The sequence below is a fragment of the Rhodopseudomonas palustris genome (assembly GCF_013415845.1).
Taxonomy (GTDB): domain Bacteria; phylum Pseudomonadota; class Alphaproteobacteria; order Rhizobiales; family Xanthobacteraceae; genus Rhodopseudomonas; species Rhodopseudomonas palustris_F.
On sequence record NZ_CP058907.1, the window covers coordinates 1,252,530 to 1,277,121 of the forward strand.

At 66.9% G+C, this 24,592-nt stretch carries 23 protein-coding genes; 10 read left to right on the forward strand and 13 right to left on the reverse strand.

Annotation, left to right across the window (positions count from 1 at the left end; all coding sequences use genetic code 11):
• The first annotated feature begins 47 nt into the window (after window positions 1-47).
• Both HZF03_RS05855 and lpxK read left to right on the forward strand, forming a co-directional pair.
• Window positions 48-1,352 carry a 3-deoxy-D-manno-octulosonic acid transferase gene (locus HZF03_RS05855; RefSeq protein ID WP_041809542.1) on the forward strand — a complete coding sequence of 435 codons (1,305 nt, stop codon included), beginning with the start codon at window positions 48-50 and terminating at the stop codon, window positions 1,350-1,352.
• The gene (gene lpxK, locus HZF03_RS05860) at window positions 1,345-2,367 is read left to right on the forward strand and encodes a tetraacyldisaccharide 4'-kinase (protein ID WP_119019979.1); all 1,023 of its coding nucleotides are present in this window, start codon (window positions 1,345-1,347) and stop codon (window positions 2,365-2,367) included. The genes HZF03_RS05855 and lpxK overlap by 8 nt, the downstream gene beginning before the upstream one ends.
• 9 nt (window positions 2,368-2,376) lie before the next feature.
• Here the strand turns inward: lpxK and HZF03_RS05865 are convergent, their stop codons facing one another.
• Both HZF03_RS05865 and xseA read right to left on the reverse strand, forming a co-directional pair.
• Window positions 2,377-2,604, reverse strand: coding sequence for a DUF2093 domain-containing protein (locus HZF03_RS05865; RefSeq protein ID WP_012494864.1), 228 nt, complete (start codon window positions 2,602-2,604; stop codon window positions 2,377-2,379).
• A gap of 148 nt (window positions 2,605-2,752) precedes the next feature.
• Window positions 2,753-4,366, reverse strand: coding sequence for an exodeoxyribonuclease VII large subunit (gene xseA, locus HZF03_RS05870; protein ID WP_119019980.1), 1,614 nt, complete (start codon window positions 4,364-4,366; stop codon window positions 2,753-2,755).
• Between the two features lie 237 nt (window positions 4,367-4,603).
• Between xseA and purD the strand changes: the two genes are divergently transcribed.
• Window positions 4,604-5,887: a phosphoribosylamine--glycine ligase gene (gene purD / locus HZF03_RS05875; protein ID WP_119019981.1), complete on the forward strand. Its 1,284-nt coding sequence runs from the start codon at window positions 4,604-4,606 to the stop codon at window positions 5,885-5,887.
• Window positions 5,888-6,050: 163 nt separating this feature from the next.
• Window positions 6,051-6,959: an alpha/beta fold hydrolase gene (locus tag HZF03_RS05880; RefSeq protein ID WP_119019982.1), complete on the forward strand. Its 909-nt coding sequence runs from the start codon at window positions 6,051-6,053 to the stop codon at window positions 6,957-6,959.
• On the opposite strand, the gene HZF03_RS05885 is transcribed toward HZF03_RS05880, so the two are convergent.
• Window positions 6,943-7,389 carry a nucleoside deaminase gene (locus HZF03_RS05885; protein ID WP_011156728.1) on the reverse strand — a complete coding sequence of 149 codons (447 nt, stop codon included), beginning with the start codon at window positions 7,387-7,389 and terminating at the stop codon, window positions 6,943-6,945. The genes HZF03_RS05880 and HZF03_RS05885 overlap by 17 nt on opposite strands.
• Window positions 7,390-7,554: 165 nt before the next feature.
• Here HZF03_RS05885 and HZF03_RS05890 point away from each other — a divergent pair, with 165 nt between their 5' ends.
• Window positions 7,555-9,765: a pseudouridine synthase gene (locus HZF03_RS05890; protein WP_119019983.1), complete on the forward strand. Its 2,211-nt coding sequence runs from the start codon at window positions 7,555-7,557 to the stop codon at window positions 9,763-9,765.
• Window positions 9,766-10,003: 238 nt separating this feature from the next.
• Complete coding sequence (gene rsmD, locus HZF03_RS05895; protein WP_119019853.1) at window positions 10,004-10,567, forward strand: 16S rRNA (guanine(966)-N(2))-methyltransferase RsmD; 564 nt, start codon at window positions 10,004-10,006, stop codon at window positions 10,565-10,567.
• Between the two features lie 207 nt (window positions 10,568-10,774).
• Here rsmD and prmB read toward each other — a convergent pair whose 3' ends face one another.
• The 5 genes from prmB to uvrC all read right to left on the reverse strand — a co-directional run bounded on the left by prmB (window position 10,775) and on the right by uvrC (window position 15,418).
• On the reverse strand, window positions 10,775-11,797 hold the full coding sequence (prmB, locus tag HZF03_RS05900; protein ID WP_119019844.1) for a 50S ribosomal protein L3 N(5)-glutamine methyltransferase: 1,023 nt from the start codon (window positions 11,795-11,797) through the stop codon (window positions 10,775-10,777).
• A complete protein-coding gene (locus tag HZF03_RS05905; RefSeq protein ID WP_119019845.1) occupies window positions 11,797-12,264 on the reverse strand; it encodes a molybdenum cofactor biosynthesis protein MoaE in 468 nt (155 codons plus the stop codon). The genes prmB and HZF03_RS05905 overlap by 1 nt, the downstream gene beginning before the upstream one ends.
• Before the next feature lie 25 nt (window positions 12,265-12,289).
• Complete coding sequence (moaD, locus tag HZF03_RS05910; protein WP_119019846.1) at window positions 12,290-12,541, reverse strand: molybdopterin converting factor subunit 1; 252 nt, start codon at window positions 12,539-12,541, stop codon at window positions 12,290-12,292.
• Window positions 12,538-13,164 carry a CDP-diacylglycerol--glycerol-3-phosphate 3-phosphatidyltransferase gene (gene pgsA, locus HZF03_RS05915; RefSeq protein ID WP_011156734.1) on the reverse strand — a complete coding sequence of 209 codons (627 nt, stop codon included), beginning with the start codon at window positions 13,162-13,164 and terminating at the stop codon, window positions 12,538-12,540. Before pgsA ends, moaD begins: the two co-directional genes overlap by 4 nt.
• Before the next feature lie 139 nt (window positions 13,165-13,303).
• A complete protein-coding gene (uvrC, locus tag HZF03_RS05920; protein ID WP_119019847.1) occupies window positions 13,304-15,418 on the reverse strand; it encodes an excinuclease ABC subunit UvrC in 2,115 nt (704 codons plus the stop codon).
• A gap of 310 nt (window positions 15,419-15,728) precedes the next feature.
• Here uvrC and HZF03_RS05925 point away from each other — a divergent pair, with 310 nt between their 5' ends.
• Window positions 15,729-16,352 (forward strand): outer membrane protein, encoded by a 624-nt coding sequence (locus HZF03_RS05925; protein WP_012494872.1) that lies wholly within the window; start codon window positions 15,729-15,731, stop codon window positions 16,350-16,352.
• 418 nt (window positions 16,353-16,770) lie between these two features.
• Here the strand turns inward: HZF03_RS05925 and HZF03_RS05930 are convergent, their stop codons facing one another.
• Entirely contained in the window at window positions 16,771-16,986 is a 216-nt protein-coding gene (locus HZF03_RS05930) for a cold-shock protein (RefSeq protein ID WP_012494873.1), read from the reverse strand.
• Window positions 16,987-17,259: 273 nt separating this feature from the next.
• On the reverse strand, window positions 17,260-18,117 hold the full coding sequence (locus tag HZF03_RS05935; protein ID WP_012494874.1) for a 23S rRNA (adenine(2030)-N(6))-methyltransferase RlmJ: 858 nt from the start codon (window positions 18,115-18,117) through the stop codon (window positions 17,260-17,262).
• A 293-nt stretch (window positions 18,118-18,410) separates the two neighbouring features.
• On the opposite strand from HZF03_RS05935, the gene HZF03_RS05940 reads away from it, so the two are divergent.
• Entirely contained in the window at window positions 18,411-18,806 is a 396-nt protein-coding gene (locus tag HZF03_RS05940; RefSeq protein ID WP_011156739.1) for a response regulator, read from the forward strand.
• An 85-nt stretch (window positions 18,807-18,891) separates the two neighbouring features.
• On the opposite strand, the gene HZF03_RS05945 is transcribed toward HZF03_RS05940, so the two are convergent.
• The 3 genes from HZF03_RS05945 to hisS all read right to left on the reverse strand — a co-directional run bounded on the left by HZF03_RS05945 (window position 18,892) and on the right by hisS (window position 21,366).
• Window positions 18,892-19,287, reverse strand: a complete 396-nt coding sequence (locus HZF03_RS05945; RefSeq protein WP_119019848.1) for a thioesterase family protein — start codon at window positions 19,285-19,287, stop codon at window positions 18,892-18,894.
• 207 nt (window positions 19,288-19,494) lie between these two features.
• On the reverse strand, window positions 19,495-19,698 hold the full coding sequence (locus HZF03_RS05950; RefSeq protein WP_119019849.1) for a tautomerase family protein: 204 nt from the start codon (window positions 19,696-19,698) through the stop codon (window positions 19,495-19,497).
• A 138-nt stretch (window positions 19,699-19,836) separates the two neighbouring features.
• Window positions 19,837-21,366, reverse strand: coding sequence for a histidine--tRNA ligase (gene hisS / locus HZF03_RS05955; RefSeq protein ID WP_119019850.1), 1,530 nt, complete (start codon window positions 21,364-21,366; stop codon window positions 19,837-19,839).
• A 214-nt stretch (window positions 21,367-21,580) separates the two neighbouring features.
• Between hisS and aptA the strand changes: the two genes are divergently transcribed.
• On the forward strand, window positions 21,581-22,927 hold the full coding sequence (gene aptA / locus HZF03_RS05960) for an omega-aminotransferase AptA (RefSeq protein WP_042440842.1): 1,347 nt from the start codon (window positions 21,581-21,583) through the stop codon (window positions 22,925-22,927).
• 96 nt (window positions 22,928-23,023) lie between these two features.
• A complete protein-coding gene (locus HZF03_RS05965; RefSeq protein WP_119019851.1) occupies window positions 23,024-24,589 on the forward strand; it encodes an EAL domain-containing protein in 1,566 nt (521 codons plus the stop codon).
• The last annotated feature ends 3 nt before the right edge of the window (window positions 24,590-24,592 follow it).

A 24,592-nucleotide genomic window follows, 5' to 3' on the forward strand; every position in this document is an offset into this window, starting at 1 on the left:
CCGAGCGATGATGCGCGTCACCTTCGCGGTGACAGACGGGGCCGTTGATGGTGGATCCGGTGCCGATGACGCTCCGCGTCTATCGCAAGTTGACCGCTGCCGCGGCGCCGCTGGCGTCGCTGTGGATCGGTCGGCGGCTGAAGCAGGGCAAGGAAGATCCAGCCCGGGTCGGCGAGCGTCGCGGTCTCAGCAACGATGCGCGACCGCGTGGACCGGTGGTGTGGATCCACGGTGCCAGCGTCGGCGAAGTGCTGGCTGCGGCCGGACTGATCGCACGGTTGCGCGCGCTCAACCTGCGCATCCTGCTCACCTCCGGCACGCTGACTTCGGCCCAGGTGGTGGCCAGCCGGTTTCCGCCGGACATCATCCACCAGTTCATTCCCTACGACGCGCCGCGCTTCGTTGATCGCTTCCTCGATCACTGGCGTCCGAGCCTGGCGTTGTTCATTGAATCCGATCTGTGGCCGAACCTGATCCTGGCCGCCTCGGCGCGGCGGGTGCCGATGGTGCTGATCAACGGCCGGATGTCGCAGCGCTCGTTCCCGCGCTGGCAGCGTGCGTCCGCAACCATCGGCGCGCTGCTCGGCCGGTTCGATATTTGTCTGGCGCAGTCTCGCGTCGATGCCGAACGTTTCAGCGCGCTCGGCAGCCCGAGCGTGATCACCACCGGCAATCTGAAGATGGATGTCGCGCCGCCGCCGGCCGATCCGGGCCGGCTGGAGCGGCTGCTCGCGGTCACTCGCGGCCGCCCGGTGATCGTCGCCGCCTCGACTCATCCGGGTGAGGAAGAATTGCTGGTGGAAGCGCATCGCCGGCTGTCCGCGAGCTTCCCGACGCTGCTGACGGTGATCGTGCCGCGGCATCCGCATCGTGGCGAGCAGGTCGCCGGTCTTGTCGAAGCCGCCGGCCTGCCGGTGGCGCTGCGCTCGCGCGAGCAGCAGCCGATGGCCGCGACCGCGATCTACGTCGCCGACACCATGGGCGAACTCGGGCTGTTCTATCGGCTGGCGCCGATCGTGTTCATGGGTGGCTCGCTGGTCGAGCACGGTGGCCAGAATCCGATCGAGGCGGTGAAGCTTGGCGCCGCGATCGTGCATGGCCCGCACGTCTCCAATTTCACCGAAGTCTATCGCGCGCTCGACGATGAAGGCGGTGCATTCGCCGTGTCCGACGTCGACGCGCTGGTGCTGCGGGTCTCGTCGCTGCTGTCGAACCACGACGCGCGGCAGATCTCGATCACCGCGGCCACCAACGTGGTCGACCGCCTCGGCGGCGCGCTCGACCGCACCATCGCGGCGCTCGAGCCCTATCTGCTGCAATTGCAGATCGAACAGGGCGCCGCGAATGCGTGAGCCGGGCTTCTGGCACCGGCCTCCTTCCCTGGTGTCGCGCCTGCTGCTGCCGATCGCCGCGATCTACGGCAACATCGCCGCGGCGCGGATGCAGAAGGCCGGGACGACGATCGGCGTGCCGGTGCTGTGCGTCGGCAACTATCACATGGGCGGTGCCGGCAAGACGCCGACGACGCTCGCGCTGGTAGCGTTGCTACGCGAATTCGGCGAAACCCCTGTCGTACTGAGCCGCGGCTATGGCGGACGGCTGCAGGGACCGGTCCAGGTCGATCCCTCGCGACACAGCGCCGCCGACATCGGCGACGAGCCACTGATGATGGCACGCCGCGTACCGGTGGTGGTGGCGCGCGACCGCACCGACGGCGCGGCACTGGCCTGTGCGCTTGGCGCCACCGTGATCCTGATGGATGACGGATTCCAGAATCCCGCCTTGACCAAGGACGCGTCGCTGATCGTGGTCGACAGTCACCGCAGCATCGGCAATGGCAGCGTGTTTCCGGCCGGGCCGCTGCGCGCGCCGCTGCCGTTGCAGGTCGCGCGCACCGATGCGCTGGTCGTGGTCGGCGACGGCACCGCTGCGGACGGCCTCGCGCAGCAAATTACGACGAAGGGCGGCGTGGTGCTGCGAGCCCGACTGGTGCCGGAGCCGGCGTCTGTCGAGGCACTTCGCGGGCGGCGGGTGCTGGCGTTCGCCGGCATTGGCGATCCGGCGCGGTTCGTCGCGACACTTCGGGACAGCGGCGTCGAAGTGGTCGAGCAACGCGCGTTCGCCGATCACCACCCGTTCACGGCGGAGGAACTGGCCGAGCTCGCCGCTGCGGCCAAGCGCGATGGACTGACCTTGGTCACGACCGAAAAAGATCTGGCGCGGATCGGCGGCGCGCAGCAGGCGCTTGGGGTGGAGATCGTACCGTTTGCCGTGACGCTGGCGTTCGGCGACGAGGCCAAGCTGCGGCTGTTCCTGCTCGACCGGCTCAACGGCGCGCGCGCCGCGAAGCTTGCCGGGCGGCGCTGAGACGCGGTCTCAGCTCTTGGGCTGAAACGCGTCGGGATAGTGCCGCTTCAGCACGGCTTCGGGCGTCGCGTACGGTTCCTTGAGATCGACGCTCCAATATTTCAGCTCGTCGAGCGGGATCTGCACCCCGGTGACGGCGCAGCGCACATAGGTGCCGGGCGAGATCACGCGGAAGTCGCCATCGAGATATTGCACCTGGGCTTCGCCAGAACCCGAGAAGCCAAATTTATTCAGCACGGCCGATCTCCTGGAAAACCGCAGGTTGCGGAACGACGCAACGCTGCGGGTCGATACACCCTGACAGATAGAACGGAAGCGCCGCATTGCAAACCGCCGTCCTGTCATGGCGGAGTCGTTTTCCCCGCGGTCCAATGGTCGTCCGGATCTAGAATAGTGACCCCTGGTCGGCGGGACTTGTCGGCCGCTTGGCCGGCTTTGCCGGTGCTGGCGCCGGTTTGGCAGCCTCGGCCGGCGATCCGCTGCCGCCGTCGGCGGTAACAGCAACCCGGCCGTCGGCAAATTCGACGCTGAGCCGGGCGCCTGCGGCGACAGACGCGGCGGCGTGCACCGAGCGGCCATCGGCGTCCCGCACCAGCGCGAACCCGCGCGCCAGCACTCCTCGGTATGATAATGCGGTGAGGAGCTTGCCGGTGGCGTCGACTCGCGCCTGCCGGCGTTCCAGCAGGGTGATCAGCGCCCGCCGCGCCCGCTCGGCGAGACGCTGCAGCCGCTCCTGCTCGCGGGCGATCCGCATCCGCTGCGCCTGCTGATTGGCCAGTTTCGAGGCCTGCAGCCGCACCGCCAGCCCCTCGAACCGCTCCCGGCGATGCCGTAGCGTGGCGCGGGCGCAGCGTTGCAATTGCGTGCCCGCGCTGTCGAGCCGGTGGGCGCTGTGCGCCACCTGCGCCCGCAGCACCTTGAGCGTCATGCCCGCCGCTGCCGCAGCGAAACGGCGGTGATGGGCGTTCGTACTGGCGCGCAGGGCACGGGGCAGGGCGGCGGACGCGCCGTCGAGCCGCTGTCGTGGAATCGCGAGCAGGTCGGACGCACCCGGCAGGGCGCGGGCGGCGGCGCGCAGCTCGTTGCGGCGGAAATCCTGGCCGCGCTGCCAGCTCGACAGTATCCGCCGCGCCAGCCCGCCGACTTCGACGAACAGTTCGGCCCGCACCGGCACCGCCATTTCGGCCGCCGCCGTCGGGGTCGGCGCCCGCTTGTCGGATGCGAAATCGATCAGGGTGACGTCGGTCTCATGGCCGACCGCCGAGATCAGCGGGATCATGCTGTCGGCGGCAGCGCGGACCACAATCTCTTCGTTGAACGACCACAGATCTTCGAGGGAGCCGCCGCCGCGCGCGACGATCAGCAGGTCGGGACGCGGGATCGGGCCGTCTTCGGGCAGCGCGTTGAAACCGTGGATCGCGGCGGCAATCTGCTCGGCCGAGCCTTCGCCCTGCACCCGCACCGGCCACACCAGCACGCGGCGCGGGAAGCGGTCTTCCAGCCGGTGCAGGATGTCGCGGATCACCGCCCCGGTGGGAGATGTGACGACGCCGATCACCTCCGGCAGCCACGGCAACAGCTGTTTGCGCGCCTCGTCGAACAGGCCCTCAGCGGCGAGCTTCTTCTTGCGCTCTTCCATCAGCGCCATCAGCGCGCCGACGCCGGCCGGTTCGAGCGCCTCGATCACGATCTGATATTTCGACGAGCCGGGGTAGGTGGTCAGCTTGCCAGTGGCGATGACTTCCAGGCCTTCCTGCGGCTTGAACCGCATCCGGCCGGCGACGCCCTTCCAGATCACCGCCTCGATCTTGGCGCCCTCGTCCTTGAGCGCAAAATAGCAGTGACCGGACGAATGCGGCCCGCGGAATCCGGTAATCTCGCCGCGCACCCGGACATGCCCATAGGTGTCCTCGACCGTCCGCTTCAGCGCCTGCGACAGCTCGGAGACGGTGAATTCGCCGACATTGGCGAGGGCTTGGGGCGTTTGCAGTCGGGCCATGCGATTCGATCGGGGTTTCGGGATGCGGCGGAAGGTAGGGGCTTTCGCCGCGGACGCCAACCCGCGGGGACGTCCAGTCTGCCGCGCCGGTGCGGCCGGATCGTGCCGCAGCCGGGCGGACGGCGACTTCGGCTCCGAGCGTCCGGACATATCCACATCCGCGCCGGCGCGCGTTGCCGGGCGCGTGCCGCGTGTTACACCTCGCGGACCATCCACAGGGCGCACGGTCAGGCTTTCATGAACATCCTTCTCCTCGGCTCCGGCGGGCGCGAACACGCACTGGCCTGGAAGATCGCGGCCTCGCCGCTGGTCACCAAGCTGTGGTGCGCGCCGGGCAATGCCGGGATCGCCCGCGAGGCGACCTGCGTGGCGCTCGACATCGGCAACCACCAGGCCGTGGTCGAGTTCTGCAAGGCCAATGCGGTCGACCTTGTCGTGGTCGGGCCGGAGGCGCCGCTCGCCGCCGGCATTGTCGACGATCTGGCCGCGGCCGGCATCAAGGCGTTCGGGCCGAGCCGGAAGGCGTCGCAGCTCGAAAGCTCGAAGGGCTTCACCAAGGATCTGTGCAAGGCGCACGACATCCCGACCGCGGCTTACGAGCGGTTCGGAGATCCCAACCAGGCCAAGACCTACATCCGTGCCCAGGGCGCGCCGATCGTGATCAAGGCCGACGGCCTGGCCGCCGGCAAGGGCGTGGTGGTGGCGATGACGGTGGCCGAGGCCGAAGCCGCGGTCGACATGATGTTCGGCGGCGGCCTCGGCAGTGCCGGCGTCGAAGTGGTGGTCGAGGATTTTCTGGTCGGCGAAGAGGCGTCGTTCTTCGTGTTGTGCGACGGCGAGCATGCACTGCCGCTCGCCAGCGCGCAGGACCACAAGCGCGCGTATGACGGCGACAAGGGGCCAAACACCGGCGGCATGGGTGCGTATTCGCCGGCGCCGGTGATGACCGATGCGATCTGCCAGCAGGCGATGCAGCGGATCATCTATCCGACGCTGAAGGCGATGAAGGCGATGGGCGCGCCGTTCAAGGGCGTGCTGTTCGCCGGGCTGATGATCACCGACGAAGGTCCGCAACTGATCGAATACAACGTCCGCTTCGGCGATCCGGAGTGCCAGGTGCTGATGATGCGGATGATGTCCGACATCGTGCCGGCGCTGCTCGCTTGCGCGGACGGCCAGCTCGATCATTTCAGCCTGCGCTGGCACGACGAGCCTGCGCTGACCGTGGTGATGGCGGCCAAGGGCTATCCGGGGACTTACGAGAAGGGCACGCGCATCGCCGGGCTGGAGCGCGCCGACGCGATTGCCGGCGTGCAGATCTTCCACGCCGGCACGATTGCCTCCGGCGACTGGATCCTCGCCAATGGCGGCCGCGTGCTGGCGGTGACGGCGTCGGCCAAGACCGTCGCCGAAGCGCAGCGCCGCGCCTACGAGGCGATCGGGGTGATCAACTGGCCCGAAGGCTTCTGCCGCCGCGACATCGGCTGGCAGGCGGTGGCGCGGGAACGGCGAGGGAAGTAGCTGCGTTGAAGTTCTAAGTTCGCTCAGCATCCGTCATGGCCGGGCTCGTCCCGGCCATCCACGTCTTCACTTGCGGCATCTGTCGTAAGTCGTGGATGCCCGGCACAAGGCCGGGCATGACGAGTGCTTCAAATGATCGTTAGTCACTCGCGAGGCTTCACTCATGCCCGATCTCGCCGACTTGTTTCCGGGCTTCGGCTCGGAATGGATCAACACCTCTTCGGGCCGGATCTTCGCGCGCGTCGGCGGTGACGGGCCGCCGCTATTGTTGCTGCACGGCTTTCCGCAGACCCATGTGATGTGGCACCGCGTTGCGCCGAAGCTGGCCGAGCGCTTCAAGGTGATCGTCGCCGATCTGCCCGGCTACGGCTGGTCGGATATGCCGGAGAGCGACGAGCAGCACACGCCCTACACCAAGCGGGCGATGGCCCAGCAACTGATCGAGGCGATGGAGCAGCTCGGCCACGTGCACTTTGCGCTCGCCGGCCACGATCGCGGTGCGCGCGTCAGCTATCGGCTGGCGCTGGATTCGCCGGGCCGGCTGTCGAAGCTCGCGGTGCTCGATATCCTGCCAACCTACGAATACTGGCAGCGGATGAACCGCGCCTATGCGCTCAAGATCTATCACTGGAGCTTCCTGGCGCAGCCGGCGCCGCTGCCGGAAAATCTGCTCGGCGGCGATCCTGATTTCTACGTCAAAGCCAAGCTGGCGAGCTGGACGCGGGCAGGCGACCTGTCGGCGTTCGATCCGCGTGCCGTCGAGCATTATCGTCTTGCATTCGCCGACCCGATGCGCCGCCACGTGATGTGCGAGGACTACCGCGCCGGCGCCTATGCGGATTTCGAGCACGACAAGGTCGATGTCGAAGCCGGCAACAAGATCCCGGTGCCGATGCTGGCGCTGTGGGGCGCCTCCGGCATCGCACAGTCGGCCGCGACGCCGCTCGATGTCTGGAGAAAGTGGGCGTCCGACGTGCAGGGCGCGCCGATCGAGTCCGGGCATTTCCTGCCCGAGGAAGCGCCGGACCAGATCGCCGAGGCGCTGGTGAAGTTCTTCAGCGTCGCGCCTTGAAGAATTCCCGCAGCATGGTTGCGGCCTCGCGCTCGCCGACGGCGGAATACACTTCGGGCGCGTGATGGCAGGTCGGCTGGCCGTAGAACCGCACGCCGGATTCCACTGCGCCGCCCTTGGGATCGAACGCGCCGAAATACAGCCGCCGGATCCGGGCGAACGAAATCGCACCGGCGCACATCGTGCACGGCTCCAGCGTGACGTAGAGGTCGCAATCGACCAGCCGCTCGCTGCCGAGCTTCGCCGCGGCTTCCCGGATCGCCAGCAACTCGGCGTGGGCGGTGGGATCGCGGTCGGTCAGGGTGCGGTTGCCGGCCTTGGCGATCACCACGCCGTCGCGGACGATCACGCAGCCGATCGGCACCTCGCCGGCTTCGGCCGCCGCGGCAGCCTCAGCCAGCGCCAATTCCATGAAAGTGGAAGCCGTCATCGTCGTTCTTGGCTCGTCTCGCCCCGAAAACTCTGCTAGGAGACCGGCTTCAGCAAAAGTGGATGGCTGTTGTGCGTGACCATGCGCGTTTCGATCGGAGCGCGCGGCCTGCGAGCCTTTCCCGACTGCCTGTGCCCCATTCCGTTTCCGACAGAAAGACCAGTCATGCCCCGCGACACCCGTAAAGACAACGACTCTGCGCGGGGCCGCCGCGACAGGCCCGCCGGCGGTAAGGGCGGTTTCGGCGGCAGAGGTCCGGCCGGCGGCAAAGGCCCGGCGGGCGGCAAGGGGGCGTTCGGCGGCAAGGGCCGCTCCGGCGCGGCCAGGGGGCCGGAGAAGAAATTCGCCAAGCGCGCCGGCGAAGGCGCCGGTGAGGGCCGCGGCGAGAAGACCTACGCCAAGAAGTCGTTCGGCGGCGACGCCAAGCGCTCGTTCGGCGGCGAGGGCAAGCGGCCCTACGCCAAGCGTGACGGCGCCGCACCGCGCCGCGATTTCGCCGATCGGCCGCGCCGCGATGACGGCGATGCGCCGCGTCCGCGTTTCAACCGCGACGACCGGCCCGCGCGCAGCGGCGGCGACCGTCCCGAGCGCGGCCCTCGCAAGGAATTCGGCGATCGTGCGGAGCGCGGTCCGCGCAAGGAGTTCGGTGACCGTCCCAAGCGGGATTTCGGCGACCGGCCGAAGCGCGACTTCAGTGATCGCCCCAAGCGCGATTTTGCGGATCGGCCGAAGCGCCCCTTCAAGCGCGACGGCGAGCCGGGCCGCGACCGCGGCGACGACAAGCCGTGGCGTGCCCGCGAGGACCGGCCGGCGCGTGCCGCAGGCGATGGCGATCGCAAGTTCGACAAGGGCGGCTTCGACAAGCCGCGGTTCTCCAAATCGCGCGACGACAAGCCGCGCTTCGACCGTGATCGAGGCGACAAACCCCGGTTCGACAAGCCCCGCGGCGACAAGCCGCGGTTCGATCGCGGCGAGCGTTCCGAGCGCCCCGAACGCAGCGGTGACCGGCCGAAATTCTCGCGGCCGCGCGACGGTGATCGCGGCGAGCAGCGTCCGTTCCGCGAGCGCAGCTTCGATCGTCCGCGCGAGGATCGGCCGCGCAGTGACCGCCCGCGCAGTGACCGTCCGCGTGAGGACCGTCCGCAGCGCGACCGTGCTGCCAGGCATGGCGACTGGCATGAGCATCCGAAGAACGAGGGCCGCGGCTTCGATCGTCCGCGCACGAGCCGCGACGATGAGCGCAGCTTCGACCGCCCGCGCCGCGACAACGAGGACGGCGGCCGGATCTTCGCCAAGCGTCCGGCATTCGGTGGCCGCGGTGCGTTCCGCAAGCAGGATCCGGCAGCTTCCAAGCGGAAGCCGGCGGCGCCGGCGAAATCCGACAAGGCCGGCGAGCGCATCGCCAAGGTGGTGGCGCGCGCGGGGCTGTGCTCGCGCCGCGACGCCGAGGCGTGGATCACGGAAGGGCGTGTCACCGTCAACGGCAAGGTGATCGACAGCCCGGCGCTCGACGTCAAAGCGAGCGACGTCATCACCATCGACGGCAAGCCGTTGCCGGAGCGCGAGCGCACGCGGCTGTTCCTGTATCACAAGCCGCGCGGCCTGATGACGACGCACAGCGATCCGGAAGGTCGCCCGACAGTGTTCGACCATCTGCCCGAAGGGCTGCCGCGGCTGATCTCGATCGGCCGGCTCGACTTCAACACTGAAGGCCTGCTGCTGCTCACCAATGACGGCGGTCTCGCTCGCGCACTCGAGCTGCCGGAGACCGGCTGGCTGCGGCGCTACCGCGTCCGCGCGCATGGCGAAATCACCCAGGCGCAGCTCGATGAACTGCAGAACGGCATCGAGGTCGACGGCGTGCAGTACGGCCCGATCGAGGCCAAGCTGGAGCGTGACCAGGGCGCCAATGTCTGGCTGGTGTTCGCGATTCGCGAGGGCAAGAACCGCGAAGTCCGCAACGTGCTGGCGCATCTCGGCCTCGAGGTGAACCGGCTGATCCGCGTCTCCTACGGCCCGTTCCAACTGCTCGAACTCGGTGAAGGCGAGGTCGACGAGGTCAAGACCCGTGTGCTGCGCGACCAGCTCGGCGAGAAGGTGATTGCGCTCGCCGGTTGCGACTTCGCCGGCCCATCGCCGAGTGAGACCAAGCCGAAGCCGCGCGCCGGCAAGGCCGTGTCCGCCGAGGAGTGGGCCGTGGCCGATGCTGCACCCGCGCCGAAGAAGACGATCACCAAGCGCGGCGCGGTCGAGGATCGCAAGGGCCGCAAGGTCAAGGTCGAACGCACCGCCAGCGAAGGCGGCGATCGCCCGCTGTCGCGCGGCCCCGCCCGCCGCTACCACGGCAAACGCGACCTCGCGCCGCGCGACGAGTGAGCTCAGCGGCCGTAATGGCGATTGGCCTTGCAGCGCGCACGGCTGAACCTCTCCCCGCGTGCGGGGAGAGGTCGACGCGTGTTTGCGCGGCGGGTGAGGGGGCGCCTCCGCACGGCCGAGACTCCGTGCCGGCGTCGCCCCTCACCCCACCCCTCTCCCCGCAAGAGCGGGGCGAGGGAGCGCGCTTCCATCGCGGCGATCGCTTCCTTTTACATCGGAGCGGATGGAGACAGTTGCGATGCGCGTGATCGGCGGGCGGCTCAGGGGGCGCAATCTGGTGGCGCCGTCGTCGCGGGATATTCGGCCGACGGCGGACCGGTTGCGCGAGTCGGTGTTCAACATCCTGATGCACGCTTACGAGAATCCGATTCTCGATGCCCGGGTGCTCGACCTGTTTGCCGGCACCGGTGCGCTCGGCATCGAGGCGTCGTCGCGCGGCGCCAAGTTCGTGCTGTTCGTCGACAATGGCGCCGAGGCTCGCGCGCTGCTGCGCGCCAATGTCGAGACGCTGGGGCTCGGCGGCGTCAGCAAAGTATATCGCCGCGATGCCGCCAATCTCGGGCCGGCGCATCCGGTCGAGCCGTTCGGTGTCGCGTTTCTCGATCCGCCGTATCGCAAACAGCTTGCCGAGGCCTCGCTCGCTTCGCTGCGTGACGGCGGCTGGCTGCTGCCGGGCGCGCTGGTGATCGTCGAGGAAGCCAAGGACGCCGGCTTTGCGGCCCCCGTCGGCTACACCGAACTCGACCGCCGTGCCTATGACGACACTGAGTTCACGTTCCTGCGGTTCGGGACAGGCGCGTAGTTAGCCGCTTTTATTGAGCAAAACCTTTCCATGTCATTCCGGGGCGCGCGTAGCGCGAACCCGGAATCCATAATCCCTGAGTTTGTTGGTGAAACCAAGCGTCGCCACGCTCGGCCCTACTGCGAGTCCTGGGGGTATGGATTCCGGGCTCACGCGCGTAGCGCGTGCCCCGGAATGACGATGGATAGGGCGGGTCGAACCTGCCGACTACAAATCCGCCGCGGCGATCCAGAACACTTCGGCTTCGGAGTCTTCGCTGTCGAGCCACAGCAGCGGGAGCTGCGGGAATTCGTCTTCGATCTGCGGCCGGCAGCGGCCGACTTCGCACAGCAGGCCGCCGTCCGGGTTGAGGTGATCTTTCGCCTCGGCGAGGATGCGGCGGATGATGGTGAGGCCATCGTCACCGCCGTCGAACGCCATCGCCGGCTCCGCGCGGCACTCGGCCGGCAGGCTCGCCATTCCTTCGGCATCGACATAAGGCGGGTTGGTGATGATCAGATCGTAGCGCTCGTCGCCGAGCGGACCGAACAGGTCGCCGTGATACAGGCTGACGCGATCGTCGAGCCGATGCTCGGCGACATTGCGGGTCGCGACCGCGAGCGCATCCTTCGACAGATCGACGGCATCGACCGTCGCGTTCGCGAAGGCGTAGGCCGCGAGGATCGCAAGGCAGCCCGAACCGGTGCAGAGGTCGAGCACGCGCTCGACCGCCTCGGGCGCATCGATCAGCGAGGTGTCGCCGCCGTCGAAATGCGAGTCCAGCAGCTCACCGATATAGGAGCGCGGCACGATCACCCGCTCGTCGACGTAGAACGGCACGCCGCGCATGTAGATCTTGTTGACGAGGTACGCCGCCGGCAGCCGGGAGCCGATCCGGCGCTCGATCAGGCCGAGGATCGCGGCGGCTTCGCGGGTGGTGACGCGGGCAGAGGCGAACATCTCGAACTGATCGGGATGCAGATGCAGCGCCTCGCCGACCAGGAACACGGCTTCGGCGATCGGATCGGTGGTGCCGTGGGCGAACACCACCCCGGCTTCGGCGAAGCGGCTGACCGCATAGCGGACGAAATCGAGCAGCGTGACCAGTTCGCCCGGCGCTACCTTCGGCGGCTTGGCGGCCACAGACCTGGCGGCGACGCCGCGCTTGGCGGGTTTCGCCTTCGCGACAGCCGTCTTCGCAGCTTTCGGCCTAGCTGCCTTGGCGGCTTTCGCTTTTGTTTTCTTCGCCATCAATCCTTGCTCCATCGCGCCAGCGCGGCGTCGTCGCGGCTGTGCGCCTCGACCCAGCGCGAGCCGTCTGAGCGCTCCTCGCGCTTCCAGAACGGCGCGTTGGCCTTGAGATAGTCCATCAGGAATTCCGCCGCCGCGAACGCCGCCTGGCGATGCGCCGAGGCCGCCAGCACCAGCACGATGTTGTCGCCCGGCACCAGACGGCCGACGCGGTGGATGATCGTCAGCGCGGTGATCGGCCAGCGCTTGATCGCCTCATCGGCATGGCGCTGGATTTCCTCCTCGGCCATGCCGGGATAGTGCTCGAGCGTCAGCGCCGCGACGGTGTCGTCACCTTCGACGCCGCGGCACAGTCCCATGAACGACACCACCGCGCCGATATCGGTACGGCCGCGCGTCATCGCGGCGGTCTCGGCGGCGACGTCGAAATCGGCTTCCTGAATGCGGATGGTCACCGGAACGGTCATCGGATCATCCCGTGCGTGCGCCGGCTCAACCGCCGGTCATCGGCGGGAAGAATGCGACCTCGCGTGCGCCATGAATCGGCGTCTCGGCGCGGACATGGGCGCGATCGATCGCGGCGCGGATCACGCCCGGCTTTTCGAACGCCAGCGCGTAGCCTTCGCCGCGCGCCGCCAGCCAGCCAATCAGGTCGGCGACGGTTGTCACCGCCGGCGGCGGTTCGACCGTCTCTTCGTCGACGCCGATCCGCTCGCGCACCCAGGCGAAATACTTCACCTTCATGCCTGATCCTCTTCGATCAGGTGGTGAATGCCGGCGCGGAAATAGTCGTAGCCGGTGTACATCGTCAGCAGCGCCGACAGCCACAGCAGCGATACGCCGATCTCGGTGGTGAAGGGCAGGACCTCGTCGCCGGCTTCGCCCGCGAGCAGGAAGCCGATCGCGACCAGCTGCGCGGTGGTCTTCCATTTCGCCAGCCGCGTCACCGGCACGCTGACGCGCAGCGCGGCGAGATATTCGCGCAGGCCCGACACCAGGATCTCGCGGCACAGGATCACGATCGCGGCCCACAGCGTCCAGCCATGGATGATGCTGTCGGCCGCCAGCATCAGTAGGCAGGATGCTACCAGCAGCTTGTCGGCGATCGGATCGAGCATCCGGCCGAATGCCGACTGCTGATCCCAGATCCGGGCGAAATGGCCGTCGAGGAAATCGGTGATCGCAGCGGCGATGAACACCGCCAGGGCCACCCAGCGCAGCGCCAGCGGTCCACCCAGGATGGACTGAGCGAAGATGCAGCCGACCACCACCGGGATCGCCGCGATGCGGGCATAGGTGAGGATGTTCGGAAGCGTCAGTGACGTCTTCGTTCCCCGCACCGGCGCTCTCGTCGAGACGTTGTTCATCGTGACTTACCAATACTGCCCGCGACGGAAGGTCAACCTCCGACCCGGGTGCTCTCGTTCCGTATCAGGAAAAGGTGAAATCCGCATTGGGCGCGGCCGCCTTCGGCGCCGCCGACTTTGGTCGGGGGCTGCCGGTGTGTCAGTCCGGACAGGCATGGAAAAACTCGAAGATTCGCTTGGCGCTCTCGGCGCTGATGCCTGGAACTTTGCCGAGATCGGCGATCGACGCCCGCTCGATTTCTTTCAACGTGCCGAAATGCAGCAGCAGCGCTCGCTTGCGCGTCGGGCCGATGCCGGGGATCTCCTGCAGGCCGGCCTCGCGGATGTCCTTCTTGCGCAGCGTACGATGCGACCCGATCACGAAACGATGCGCCTCGTCGCGCAGCCGCTGGATGAAATACAGCACAGGGTCGCGCGGCTCGAGCTTGATCGCGTCGCGGTCCGGCAGGAACAGTGTTTCGCGCCCGGCGTCGCGGTCCGGGCCCTTGGCGACGCCGAGCAGGGTGACCTGGTCGGTCAAGCCGATGCCGGACAATGCTTCGCGCGCGGCGTTGAGCTGGCCGCGGCCGCCGTCGATGATCACGAGGTCGGGCCACTGCGGAACATCGTCATCCTTCGGCTTGGCCTTCGCGGCGGCTTCGCCGTCGCCTTCGGCCTGTGAGGTCACCAGCCGCTTGAACCGCCGCTGCAGCACCTCGCGCATCATCGCGTAGTCGTCGCCCGGCGTGAGGCCTTCGGAGCGAATGTTGAATTTGCGGTACTGGTTCTTGATGAAGCCATCCGGGCCGGCGACGATCATCGCGCCGACCGCGTTGGTGCCCTGGATGTGGCTGTTGTCGTACACCTCGATCCGCTGCGGCGTCTTCGGCAGGCCGAGCGTGGTGGCGAGGTTTTCCAGCAGCCGGGCCTGGGTGGCGGTGTCGGCGAGCTTGCGGCCGAGCGCTTCGCGCGCGTTGGTCTGGGCGTGGGCGACCAGTTCCTTCTTCTCGCCGCGCTTGGGCAACGTGATCTCGACCTTGTGGCCGGCCTTGACGCACAGCGCGTCGGCGAGCAGCTCGGCCTCCTCGATCTCATGCGACAACAGGATCAGCTTCGGCGGCGGCTTGTCGTCATAGAACTGCGCCACGAAGGCGCCGAGCACTTCGGCCGGTGTGAACGACTTCTCGGCGCGCGGGAAGTAGGCGCGGTTGCCCCAGTTCTGGCCGGTGCGGAAGAAGAACACTTCGACGCACGAGTAGCCGCCGTCCTGATGGATGGCGAACACGTCGGCCTCTTCGACGGTGCGTGGATTGATGCCCTGCTGGGACTGGATCGCCGACAGCGCGGCGAGACGGTCGCGGTACAGCGCCGCGGTCTCGAATTCGAGCTCGCCCGACGCTTTCTCCATCTCGGCCGCCAGCAGCTCCTTCACCGCCCGGCTGCGACCGGACAGGAAGTCGGTCGCCTCGCGCACCAGCTCGCTGTAGCCGGGGAAGTCGACCTCACCGGTGCACGGGCCGGCGCACCGCCGGATTTGATAGAGCAGGCAGGGGCGGGTTCGGCTCTCGAAGAACGAGTCGGTGCAGGACCGCACCAGGAACGCGCGCTGCAGCGCCGTGATGGTGCGGTTCACCGCACCGGCCGAGGCGAACGGACCGAAATACCGTCCGGGGCGGCTCTGCGCGCCGCGATGCTTGAGGATCTGCGGCGCCCAATGGTCGCCGGTGATCAGGATGTAGGGAAACGACTTGTCGTCACGGAGCTGGACGTTGAAGCGCGGCCGGAGCTGCTTGATCAGGTTGGCTTCGAGCAGCAGCGCCTCAGTCTCGGTCGTGGTGGAGATCACCTCGACCTCGACGGTGAGCGCGATCATCCGGGCGATCCGCAGCACCTGGCCTGTGGGGCGGGCGTAGGACGCCAGCCGCTTCTTCACGTTCTTGGCCTTGCCGACGTAGAGCACGTCGCGCTCGGCGTTCAGCATCCGGTAGACGCCAGGTGAGGTCGGGGCGAGCCGCACCGCGCGCGCGATCGCCGACCGGCCCACCGCCATCGGCCCGGCACCGGCCTGCGCCGGCTCAGCTTCCGGCTCGTCCTCCACCTCCGGCAGCCGCGCCTCGTCGTCCTCCTCGACCGCAAGCGAGGCGGTCGCCGCGTCGATGTCCTGGTTGCCCGCAGCCGGGCGCGTGTCCGCGACGGGCGCAGCGCCGTCAGGGGAGGCCGTGTCGAGCGGTGGTTCGGCCGCGGCCGCAGGCGGCTCGGCGGGATCATGAATCATGGCGGCCCCAACCTATGCGCTCGCTTCCGCGGTTGCCAGCGCAGGGCTGCGGCGGAACCGAGCCCGCGCGAAATTCCGCTGTCTTGCCATGGTGTTGCCGCGAAGGCCGGGAAGTAAGATTTTGTTAACAATGCGCGCCGGATCGGTCCGCGGGTTAAGAACCGTTTAACTTAAAACTCTCGATAAATTCGACGGGAAAAGAGAGGAAAGCCGTAACCATTCGGGACATTTTCCCATCGGCCGCGGGAGGCCGATGACTGGACGCAGGCCGTGCCGCCGCTGGCGCGGGCGGGTCGTCGAGGAGAGTAAGATGCGTAAAGTTACACTGGCAGCGGCGGCCGTGATCGCCGCAAGCGTGTCGACGGCTCAGGCGGCCGACATGGGTTACTACCGGTCGAACGCGCCCTATACGGTCAATCAGCCGCTCAACGCCTTCAGTTGGGCCGGCCCCTATCTCGGCGGCAACCTCGGCTACTCCTGGGGCAACGTCACCAACAACATCACCAAGCCGTCGGGCTTCTCCGGCGGCGTGCAGGGCGGCTACAATTGGCAGTCCGGCAACATCGTGTTCGGTCTCGAGGGCGACATTCAGTTCTCGACCGCCGACGACACCTTCGCGCAGTACAAGTTCTCGAACCCATGGTTCGGCACCGGCCGCGGCCGCATCGGCTACGCGATGAACGACGTGCTGATCTACGCCACCGGCGGTCTGGCGTTCGGCCAACTCAAGGGCCAGAACGTGTTCGCCTCGGAAAGCCACAGCTCTGCGGGCTGGACGGTCGGCGCTGGCGCCGAGTTCGCCTTCGCTCCGAAGCTGAGCGCCAAGGTCGAGTATCTGTATATGAGCCTGTCGACCAGCAACTTCTTCATCACCGGCATGCCGAATGGCTACAACGCCGGGTTGGTCCGCGCCGGCATCAACTATCACTTCTAAGTCGCGCCTGATCGTCGCGATCAAGATCTTTGCGAACAAGGTTCGCGAAGCAGCCTTCGAGACCAAGAAACTTGGATCATCACTCCCGGCCGGTTTTCCGGCCGGGATTTTCTTTGTCGGTGACCGCCCGTGGTCGCAGCGCCGATTTATCACTAGGCAGTACGCGGGCCGGCAGGCTCTGCCGCTCAAGCGTCGCGTGATGTGGTTTGCGCAAGGAGGCTGTTGCGAGGCCACGCTTTGCAAAACGGTGCAAGCGGCCTGCAAGCGAACCGCCATAGCTTCGGAAGGAGCGCCCGCGTGATGCCCGCGTCGCCCATGCCCGAACTCACTGCGCGCTACCTAATGGCACGCGCCAACGTCGTCGCGCCCCGTCCCAACCCGTGCAGCGCCGCCGCGACGCTGCAGCTTTCCGAGCCGATTACGGCGAGATCACCAAGTTGACCGCCTTGGGGCCTTTGCCCTTCTTGTCAGGCTCCACTTCGAATGAAATACGCTGTCCCTCGGTCAAGTCTTTCAAGCCGGCCCGTTCGACTGCGGTAATGTGTACGAACACATCGCGGCCACCGTCATCAGGCTTGATGAAGCCGTAGCCGCGCTCGCCGTTGAAGAACTTCACCGTTCCCGTCATTGCCATTCCGGAAACTCCTCCCAGCATGCTTTCCGACGCGCGCCGGCGCATCGGTGCGACCTGGCATTTCGCTGCCGGATAGCTTGGCCAAGAGCGGGACCTGCTACTGACTGCGGGTCCAATCAAAATACGCTTTGAGGCCTTGTCACTCCGCCGCCCCCATTCGCGGAAGCGGAACGTAAAGCCAGTCCAATGAAACTAGCATAATACGGAATTTAGCGGATTGCCTACGGTCGAGTTGTGACTTTTCGCAAGCTGTTGGGGTCAGCGAATGAGTAATCAGGACTTCGGGAATTCGAGGCGGTAACGACCGACCCCACCGAGGCCGAGCGGACGCTCCAGCTCGGGGAGAACGGTTCTCAGTTCATCGGCCAGCGTCCAGGGCGGATTGACGATCAGCAGCCCGGTCGATGTCAGCGGCCCGTCCGACTGTTGTGGGGCGACGCTGAACTCCAGCCGCAGGCATTTGCCTTCGCCGCCCGCGGCGGCAGTCTCGGCCACCGCAGCGGCCAGCGCCTCGGTGGCGCGGCGGTTCTTGACCGGGTACCACAGCAGATACACGCCGGTCGGCCACTTGGCGTGGGCGGCGGCGAACTTGGCGGCCATCTGCTCGAACTCGTCCTTGCGCTCGAACGGCGGGTCGATCAGCACCAGCCCGCGCCGCTCCTTCGGCGGCACGTAAGCGGTGAGTCCGGTCCAGCCGTCGAGATCCACCACCCGGCCCTGCGGATCGTGGCGCAGCGCCGCGATCAGCTGCTTGCGCGCCACCGGCTCGAGCTCGCAGGCCACCAGGCTGTCCTGGGGGCGGAGCAGGGCGCGGGCGATCAGCGGCGAGCCTGGGTAGGCGGTCATGTCGCGCTGCGGGTTGAACGCCCGGACGATATCGAGATAGGGCGCGATCAGCGCGTAGGCCTCGTCGGAAAACCGCGCCTGCAGCACCCGGGCGATCCCGGTCGCCCATTCGCCGCCCCGGCGGGCCTCCTCGCTGGTCAGGTCGTACAGGCCGGCACCGGCGTGGGTATCGACCACCCTGAAGGCGGCCGGTTTGTCGTGCAGGTACGTCAGGATGCGGACCAGCACGAGGTGTTTGATGACGTCGGCGAAATTTCCGGCGTGGAAAGCGTGGCGATAATTCATGGCCCGTCCCCTAGCAGGGCGCGGCCTGCGCCGCCATGGTTTGGCGATCCGGGCGCCAGCCCCGTACGACTACGAGGCCGGCGCCAGTTCCAAATCCAGCGATTTTTCAATTAGTTTGGCCGCGCTGGGCGATTTGGCCGCAGAGCCCCGATTAACGCGCTGTTTAACCCCCGATGCTAGTTCTTGCTTTGCGAAAGACCGGCGGTTGTACGCCAGGACTTTCAAGAGAACCTGCGTTAGCCGGCCGGTCGGGCGGTGGTCGAGCCACCCTGCGGCGCCTTGGGGAGTTGAAGATGGCGGTTGATTTGTCGATGTCGGTTCTGGTGGTGGACGACTATAGCACCATGATCCGGATCATTCGTAATCTTCTCAAGCAGCTTGGTTTTGAGAATATCGATGACGCCAGCGACGGCTCGGCAGCGCTCGCCAAGATGCGCACCAAGAAGTACGGCCTGGTGATTTCCGACTGGAACATGGAGCCGATGACCGGCTACGACCTGCTGAAGGAAGTGCGCGCCGATCCGAACCTGTCGCAGACCCCGTTCATCATGATCACCGCGGAGTCGAAGACCGAGAACGTGATTGCGGCCAAGAAGGCAGGCGTCAACAACTACATCGTCAAGCCGTTCAATGCGGCGACGCTGAAGACCAAGATCGAGGCGGTGTTCCCGGATCACGTCGCGGCGTAAGCCGGCCGACCTTTTGTCTTCCGCACAGCTTTAGAACGCGCTCCTCATCGAGGGGCGCGTTTGTTTTTTGCAGCAGGGCGAAGGCTCAGCCTTCGGCGAAGCGCTTGGTGAACAGCGCAACGTCAACCAGGCCGCGGGCGTGGCGGCCGTCGCCGACCTTGCGGTCGCCGAGGAACGAGGCGACGTCGAACCGGATCACGCGGCGCTCCACCGCGCTCACCACCGCCGTGGTTCGCACCGTCTGGCCGACGAAGGCCGGCGCCAAATGGCGGATGTCGACTTCGCTGCCGACCGTCACCCAGCCTGAGGGCAGCTTCGGCGCGATCGCGTCGCCCGAGGTCATTTCCATCACCAGGATCATCATCGGGGTGGCGAACACCGCCGGCATAGACGGCACGAAGTGCTGCACGGTGATGTCCTGCGTCACCGTGGTCAGCCGCTCGGCGCTCATGCCGACGGTGATGAAGTCGCGTGCGTCCATGGGGCCTCTTCGTGCTTTTTGGCGATGCCTCAACGTTCGTCATTCCGGGGCGCGCAGCGAAGCAGCGCGAGCCCGGAATCCATACACTCAGTGTCATCGATCAGCAGGGGGGTGGCAACCCGGCGTCACATCAATCAGCACAGTGGTTATGGATTCCGTGCTCGCGCTGCGCGCGCCCCGGAATGACGACGGATGGGACAGGATGATCTACTTGCCCTGCGCTGCCTTGCGCTCGACGAAGGTCATGCCGCCCTTCATCTTGTTGGTGAGCGGGGCTTCGTTGATCTGAATCACCACGTCTTCGGCGGCGACGCCGAGATGCGTCACCAGCGCCTGGGTGATGTCGCGCATCATCCCGGCCTTCTGCTCGTCGGTGCGGCCCGCGGCCATGTTGACGGTGATCTCGGGCATCGGTGGTTTCTCCCCTTTTTGCTTGGTCTTTGTTGTTGTCATTCCGGGGCGCTCACGCCGTGAGCGAACCCGGACTCTCATGGTGCCCTGAACTGCGGGATTTCCGGGTTCGCGCCTGACGGCGCCCCGGAATGACGACTATCCCCACGCCACCCGGCGGCGCTGCAGCAGCTCCTGCACCTTGGCGACCATTTCATCTTCCTTGCAGGAGAACTGCGCTTCGGCCTGCTTCTTCAAATACTCGTCGCGGTCCTTCTCCAGCGACGCCAGTTCGGCGCCCAGGATCAGGTCCTTGATCTGCACGATGCCCTGCTGCTTCTCGTCCGAGCCCTGGATGATGGCGCAGGGCGAGTTGCGCTTGTCGGCGTATTTCATCTGCTGGCCGAGCGAGTGCTTGGGATTGCCCAAGTACAATTCCGCCCGGATGCCGGCTTTGCGCAAGGTGGCGACCATCTTCTGGTAGCCCGCGATCTCGCCGCCGAACACGGTGACGACAACGGGGCCGGCCTGCGGCTTGTTGCCGAGCTGGCCGATCAGCGTCAGCGCCGCCTGCAGCCGCGACACGCCGATCGAGAACCCGGTCGCCGGCACCGGCTCGCCGCGGAAGCGCGACACCAGGCCGTCATAGCGCCCGCCGCCGCCGACCGAGCCGAACCGCACCGGGCGGCCCTTGTCGTCCTTGGTATCGAGCAAGAGTTCGACCTCGTACACCGGGCCGGTGTAGTACTCGAGGCCGCGGACGACGGATGGATCGATGCGGATGCAATCGCCATAGCCGCCGGCTTCCGCCAGTTCGGCAATCGTTGCGAGTTCGGCGACGCCGTCGCCGCCGGTCTTCGATCCTTCGACGCGCGCTCGCATGTTCGCGACCGTCGCCTGATTATCCGCGCCCTGCATGCTGGCACCGGCATCCTTGTCGCCGATGAAGCTGATGATGGCCTGGATCTGCGTGTCGTTCAGGCCGGCGCCTTTGGTGAAGTCGCCTTTGCCTTCCTCGCCGCCATCCCAACGACCGGGGCCAAGTAACTGGATGATGTCCCGAATCGGAAACTTGTCGGCCTTGTCGATCGCGCGCATCACCGTGAGCCACTGCGCGTCGCTGTCGATGCCTTGCGCTTCGCGGATGCCATCCAGCACCTTGCGGTTGTTCACCTTCACCACGTAGCTGCCGCGCGGGATGCCGAGCGCCTCCATGGTGTCGGCGGCCATCATGCACATCTCAGCGTCGGCCGCGGCGGTCGGCGCGCCGACGGTGTCGGCGTCGAACTGCATGAACTGCCGGAAGCGGCCGGGGCCGGGCTTCTCGTTGCGGAATACCCAGCCGAACCGGTAGCTGCGATACGGCTTCGGGAGCTGATCGAAGTTTTCGGCGACGTAGCGCGCCAGCGGTGCGGTGAGATCGTAGCGCAGGCTGATCCACTGCTCGTCGTCGTCCTGCAGCGAGAACACGCCCTCGTTGGGACGGTCCTGATCGGGCAGGAACTTGCCGAGCGCGTCGGTGTATTCGAACGCCGGGGTCTCCACCGGCTCGAAGCCGTAGCGTTCGTACACCTCGCGGATCTTCTCCACCATCGCGCGCGTCGCCGCGATTTCGGCAGGGCCACGATCGGCGAGGCCCCGCGGCAGCCGGGCGCGCAGTTTCTGCGGTTTTTTCGGTTTCTCAGCCATGATCGCCTTTCAACTCAGGGCCGGGTTGGTACCAGCCGGTGTCCGCCGCAGCAAGGTTGGGTTGTGTGATCCAGCGCAAATCCCTCGCCGCCGGGGTCCATTAACAGATGGATGCCCCACGGAAATTTGCTGGCTCGCGGCGTTCCCGTAGGGGCGTGAAGCTGATACCGTGCCGCGCCTTTCACCCCCGGCCGCGCAGTGCATGAGGAGCGCCATGTTAGACAAGATCAAGCCCACGTCCGCCGTCAACGCGCCGAACGATCTCAACGCGTTCTGGATGCCGTTCACCGCGAACCGGGCCTTCAAGCGCGCGCCGAAGATGGTCGTGGGTGCCGAAGGCATGCACTACATCACCGCCGATGGTCGCAAGATCATCGACGCCGCCTCGGGCATGTGGTGCACCAATGCGGGCCATGGCCGCAAGGAAATCGCCGAGGCGATCAAGGCGCAGGCCGATGAACTCGACTTCTCGCCGCCGTTCCAGTTCGGCCAGCCGAAGGCGTTCGAACTCGCCAGCCGGATCGCCGATCTGGCGCCGGAAGGCCTCGATCACGTGTTCTTCTGCAATTCGGGCTCGGAAGCCGGCGACACCGCGCTGAAGATCGCGGTCGCCTATCAGCAGATCAAGGGCCAGGGCTCACGCACCCGCCTGATCGGCCGCGAGCGCGGCTATCACGGCGTCGGCTTCGGCGGCACCGCGGTCGGCGGCATCGGCAACAACCGCAAGATGTTCGGTCCGCTGCTCAACGGCGTCGATCATCTGCCTGCGACTTATGATCGCGACAAGCAGGCTTTCACCATCGGCGAGCCGGAATACGGCGCGCACTTCGCCGAAGCGCTTGAAGGCCTCGTCAATCTGCACGGCGCCAACACCATCGCGGCGGTGATCGTCGAGCCGATGGCCGGCTCCACCGGCGTGCTGCCGGCGCCGAAGGGCTATCTCAAGAAGCTGCGCGAGATCACCAAGAAGCACGGCATCCTGCTGATCTTCGACGAGGTCATCACCGGCTACGGCCGTCTCGGCTATGCCTTCGCGTCCGAACGTTACGGCGTCACCCCGGACATGATCACCTTCGCCAAGGGCGTCACCAATGGTGCGGTGCCGATGGGCGGCGTGATCACCTCGGCGGAGATCCACGATGCGTTCATGACCGGCCCCGAGCACGCGGTCGAGCTGGCGCACGGCTACACCTATTCGGCGCATCCGCTGGCCTGCGCGGCCGGCATCGCCACCCTCGACATCTACCGCGACGAGAAGCTGTTCGAGCGCGCCAAGGCGCTGGAGCCGAAATTCGCCGAGGCAGTGATGTCGCTGAAGTCGGCCCCGAACGTGGTCGACATCCGCACCGTCGGCCTGACCGCCGGTATCGACCTCGCCTCGATCGCCGATGCGGTCGGCAAGCGTGGCTTCGAGGCGATGAATGCCGGATTCCACGACCACGAGCTGATGCTGCGGATCGCCGGAGACACCCTGGCGCTGACCCCGCCGCTGATCCTCAGCGAGGACCACATCGGTGAGATCGTCGACAAGGTCGGCAAGGTGATCCGCGCGGTCGCCTGATTCTGCCCGATATCCCCTTGGGACGGCGGACGAATCCAGTGGACTCGTCCGCCGAATCGACAAAGATGGCGGATCGGCAGGCAACCACCGGCTTAAATGATCCGCATCTCGACCATTTTCATTGCCGTCTGCATGGTGCTGATCGCCACCTCGCTCGGCATGGTGGTGTATGCGGTCGCCGGATTTAACTTCGCCCAGGCGTCGCTGGTCGGCCTGACCGCACTGACATTGTTCGTGCTGTACCAGGCGGTTTCGATGCGGATGCGCGACCGCGCCGAGGCTGGCGATCAGATCGCCGACCTGTCGCGCGGTACTGCCGATCTCGCCCGCCAGGTCGGCGAATTCGGCCGGCGGCTGGCGGTGGTCGAGGCCAAGCTGGTTTCCGCCCGGTCGTCGCAGCAGGACCGGGTCCAGCACGTCTCCGACGAAATCACCGAGCTCGGTACTCTGGTGCAGCAGCTTGCTGCTTCCGTGGCTGCCCACGAAGACCTTCTGACCTCCGCCGCCCACAGCGTGGTCCGCCCGGAGGCGATCGCGGCGCCGGAACCTGCCACGCTGGCACCGGCAGCGATCCCGCCCGCGGCAGCGCCGGCGATTCCCGCTCCCGCAGCCGTGCCGCCATCGGTGCCTCAGCCCGAAACGCCGATCGTCGGAGTTGCGCCGGCGTCGGCCGCTTCGACGGTCGCCGCTTCTACGGTTGCGACACCCGAGGCCGCTTCAGTTCCGGCTTTGGCTGCGGCGCCTGCCGCTGTCACTGCGCCCGCCGGTCCCAATCTGGCGGCAGCGGTAGCGAGCGCCGTCGATGGCGGCCGCTTCGATCTTTATCTGCAGCCGATGGTCTCGCTGCCGCAGCGCAAGGTGCGCGCCTACGAAGTGGTGACGCGTCTGCGGGACAACGCCGATCAGGCGATCCCTGCCGAAACCTACCTGCCGATCGCCGAGACCGCCGGACTGATGGGGCGGATCGACAACGCCATCCTGCTGCGCGCCGTTCAGGTGGTCCGTCGGCTGTTGGTGCGCAACAAGGACGTCGGGCTGTTCGTCAACATCGCGGGCGCGACGCTGTCCGACAAGGCCGCCTTCGCCCAGTGTCTCGACTTCCTCGAGGCCAATCGCGCGCTGGCGCCGTCCCTGATCCTCGAATTCAAGCAGAGCGCGTTGCGCGGCCTTGGCCCGATCGAAGCCGAGCATCTTGCGGCGCTGGCGCAGCGCGGCTTCCGGTTCTCGATCGACCACGTCACCGATCTGCGATTCGAGCCCCGCGAACTGGCCGATCGCGGCGTCCGCTTCATCAAGGTGCCGGCGTCGCTGCTGCTTGCCGCGCACGACACCGCGTCGGCCGACATCCATCCGGTGGATCTGTCCGATCTGCTCGGCCGCTTCGGCATCGATCTGATCGCCGAGCGGATCGAGGGCGAACGCGCGGTGGTCGACCTGCTTGACTACGATGTTCGGTTTGGGCAGGGGTTCTTGTTCGCAGCGCCCCGTCCGCTGCGGCCAGAGACCGCCACCAACGCGGCCGCGCCGGCTTCCAACGCCCCGGCCCAGCAGGACATCAATCTTGATCCAGGCAAGCTACCGCAGAGCCCGCTCGCTCGCATCGAGCCGGCACGCGTCACCGGCAATGCCGCACTGGTTCGCCGCGCCGCCGGCCCGTTCTGATCG

What these genes read in the sequence shown, in the direction of transcription:
- HZF03_RS05855 (WP_041809542.1), top strand. Translation starts at nt 48, where the DNA reads ATGGTGGATCCGGTGCCGATGACGCTCCGCGTCTATCGCAAGTTGACC.
- lpxK (WP_119019979.1), top strand. Translation starts at nt 1,345, where the DNA reads ATGCGTGAGCCGGGCTTCTGGCACCGGCCTCCTTCCCTGGTGTCGCGC.
- xseA (WP_119019980.1), bottom strand. Translation starts at nt 4,366, where the DNA reads ATGGCCCGACTGCAAACGCCCCAAGCCCTCGCCAATGTCGGCGAATTC.
- purD (WP_119019981.1), top strand. Translation starts at nt 4,604, where the DNA reads ATGAACATCCTTCTCCTCGGCTCCGGCGGGCGCGAACACGCACTGGCC.
- HZF03_RS05880 (WP_119019982.1), top strand. Translation starts at nt 6,051, where the DNA reads ATGCCCGATCTCGCCGACTTGTTTCCGGGCTTCGGCTCGGAATGGATC.
- HZF03_RS05885 (WP_011156728.1), bottom strand. Translation starts at nt 7,389, where the DNA reads ATGACGGCTTCCACTTTCATGGAATTGGCGCTGGCTGAGGCTGCCGCG.
- HZF03_RS05890 (WP_119019983.1), top strand. Translation starts at nt 7,555, where the DNA reads ATGCCCCGCGACACCCGTAAAGACAACGACTCTGCGCGGGGCCGCCGC.
- rsmD (WP_119019853.1), top strand. Translation starts at nt 10,004, where the DNA reads ATGCGCGTGATCGGCGGGCGGCTCAGGGGGCGCAATCTGGTGGCGCCG.
- prmB (WP_119019844.1), bottom strand. Translation starts at nt 11,797, where the DNA reads ATGGCGAAGAAAACAAAAGCGAAAGCCGCCAAGGCAGCTAGGCCGAAA.
- HZF03_RS05905 (WP_119019845.1), bottom strand. Translation starts at nt 12,264, where the DNA reads ATGACCGTTCCGGTGACCATCCGCATTCAGGAAGCCGATTTCGACGTC.
- moaD (WP_119019846.1), bottom strand. Translation starts at nt 12,541, where the DNA reads ATGAAGGTGAAGTATTTCGCCTGGGTGCGCGAGCGGATCGGCGTCGAC.
- pgsA (WP_011156734.1), bottom strand. Translation starts at nt 13,164, where the DNA reads ATGAACAACGTCTCGACGAGAGCGCCGGTGCGGGGAACGAAGACGTCA.
- uvrC (WP_119019847.1), bottom strand. Translation starts at nt 15,418, where the DNA reads ATGATTCATGATCCCGCCGAGCCGCCTGCGGCCGCGGCCGAACCACCG.
- HZF03_RS05925 (WP_012494872.1), top strand. Translation starts at nt 15,729, where the DNA reads ATGCGTAAAGTTACACTGGCAGCGGCGGCCGTGATCGCCGCAAGCGTG.
- HZF03_RS05930 (WP_012494873.1), bottom strand. Translation starts at nt 16,986, where the DNA reads ATGGCAATGACGGGAACGGTGAAGTTCTTCAACGGCGAGCGCGGCTAC.
- HZF03_RS05935 (WP_012494874.1), bottom strand. Translation starts at nt 18,117, where the DNA reads ATGAATTATCGCCACGCTTTCCACGCCGGAAATTTCGCCGACGTCATC.
- HZF03_RS05940 (WP_011156739.1), top strand. Translation starts at nt 18,411, where the DNA reads ATGGCGGTTGATTTGTCGATGTCGGTTCTGGTGGTGGACGACTATAGC.
- HZF03_RS05945 (WP_119019848.1), bottom strand. Translation starts at nt 19,287, where the DNA reads ATGGACGCACGCGACTTCATCACCGTCGGCATGAGCGCCGAGCGGCTG.
- HZF03_RS05950 (WP_119019849.1), bottom strand. Translation starts at nt 19,698, where the DNA reads ATGCCCGAGATCACCGTCAACATGGCCGCGGGCCGCACCGACGAGCAG.
- hisS (WP_119019850.1), bottom strand. Translation starts at nt 21,366, where the DNA reads ATGGCTGAGAAACCGAAAAAACCGCAGAAACTGCGCGCCCGGCTGCCG.
- aptA (WP_042440842.1), top strand. Translation starts at nt 21,581, where the DNA reads ATGTTAGACAAGATCAAGCCCACGTCCGCCGTCAACGCGCCGAACGAT.
- HZF03_RS05965 (WP_119019851.1), top strand. Translation starts at nt 23,024, where the DNA reads ATGATCCGCATCTCGACCATTTTCATTGCCGTCTGCATGGTGCTGATC.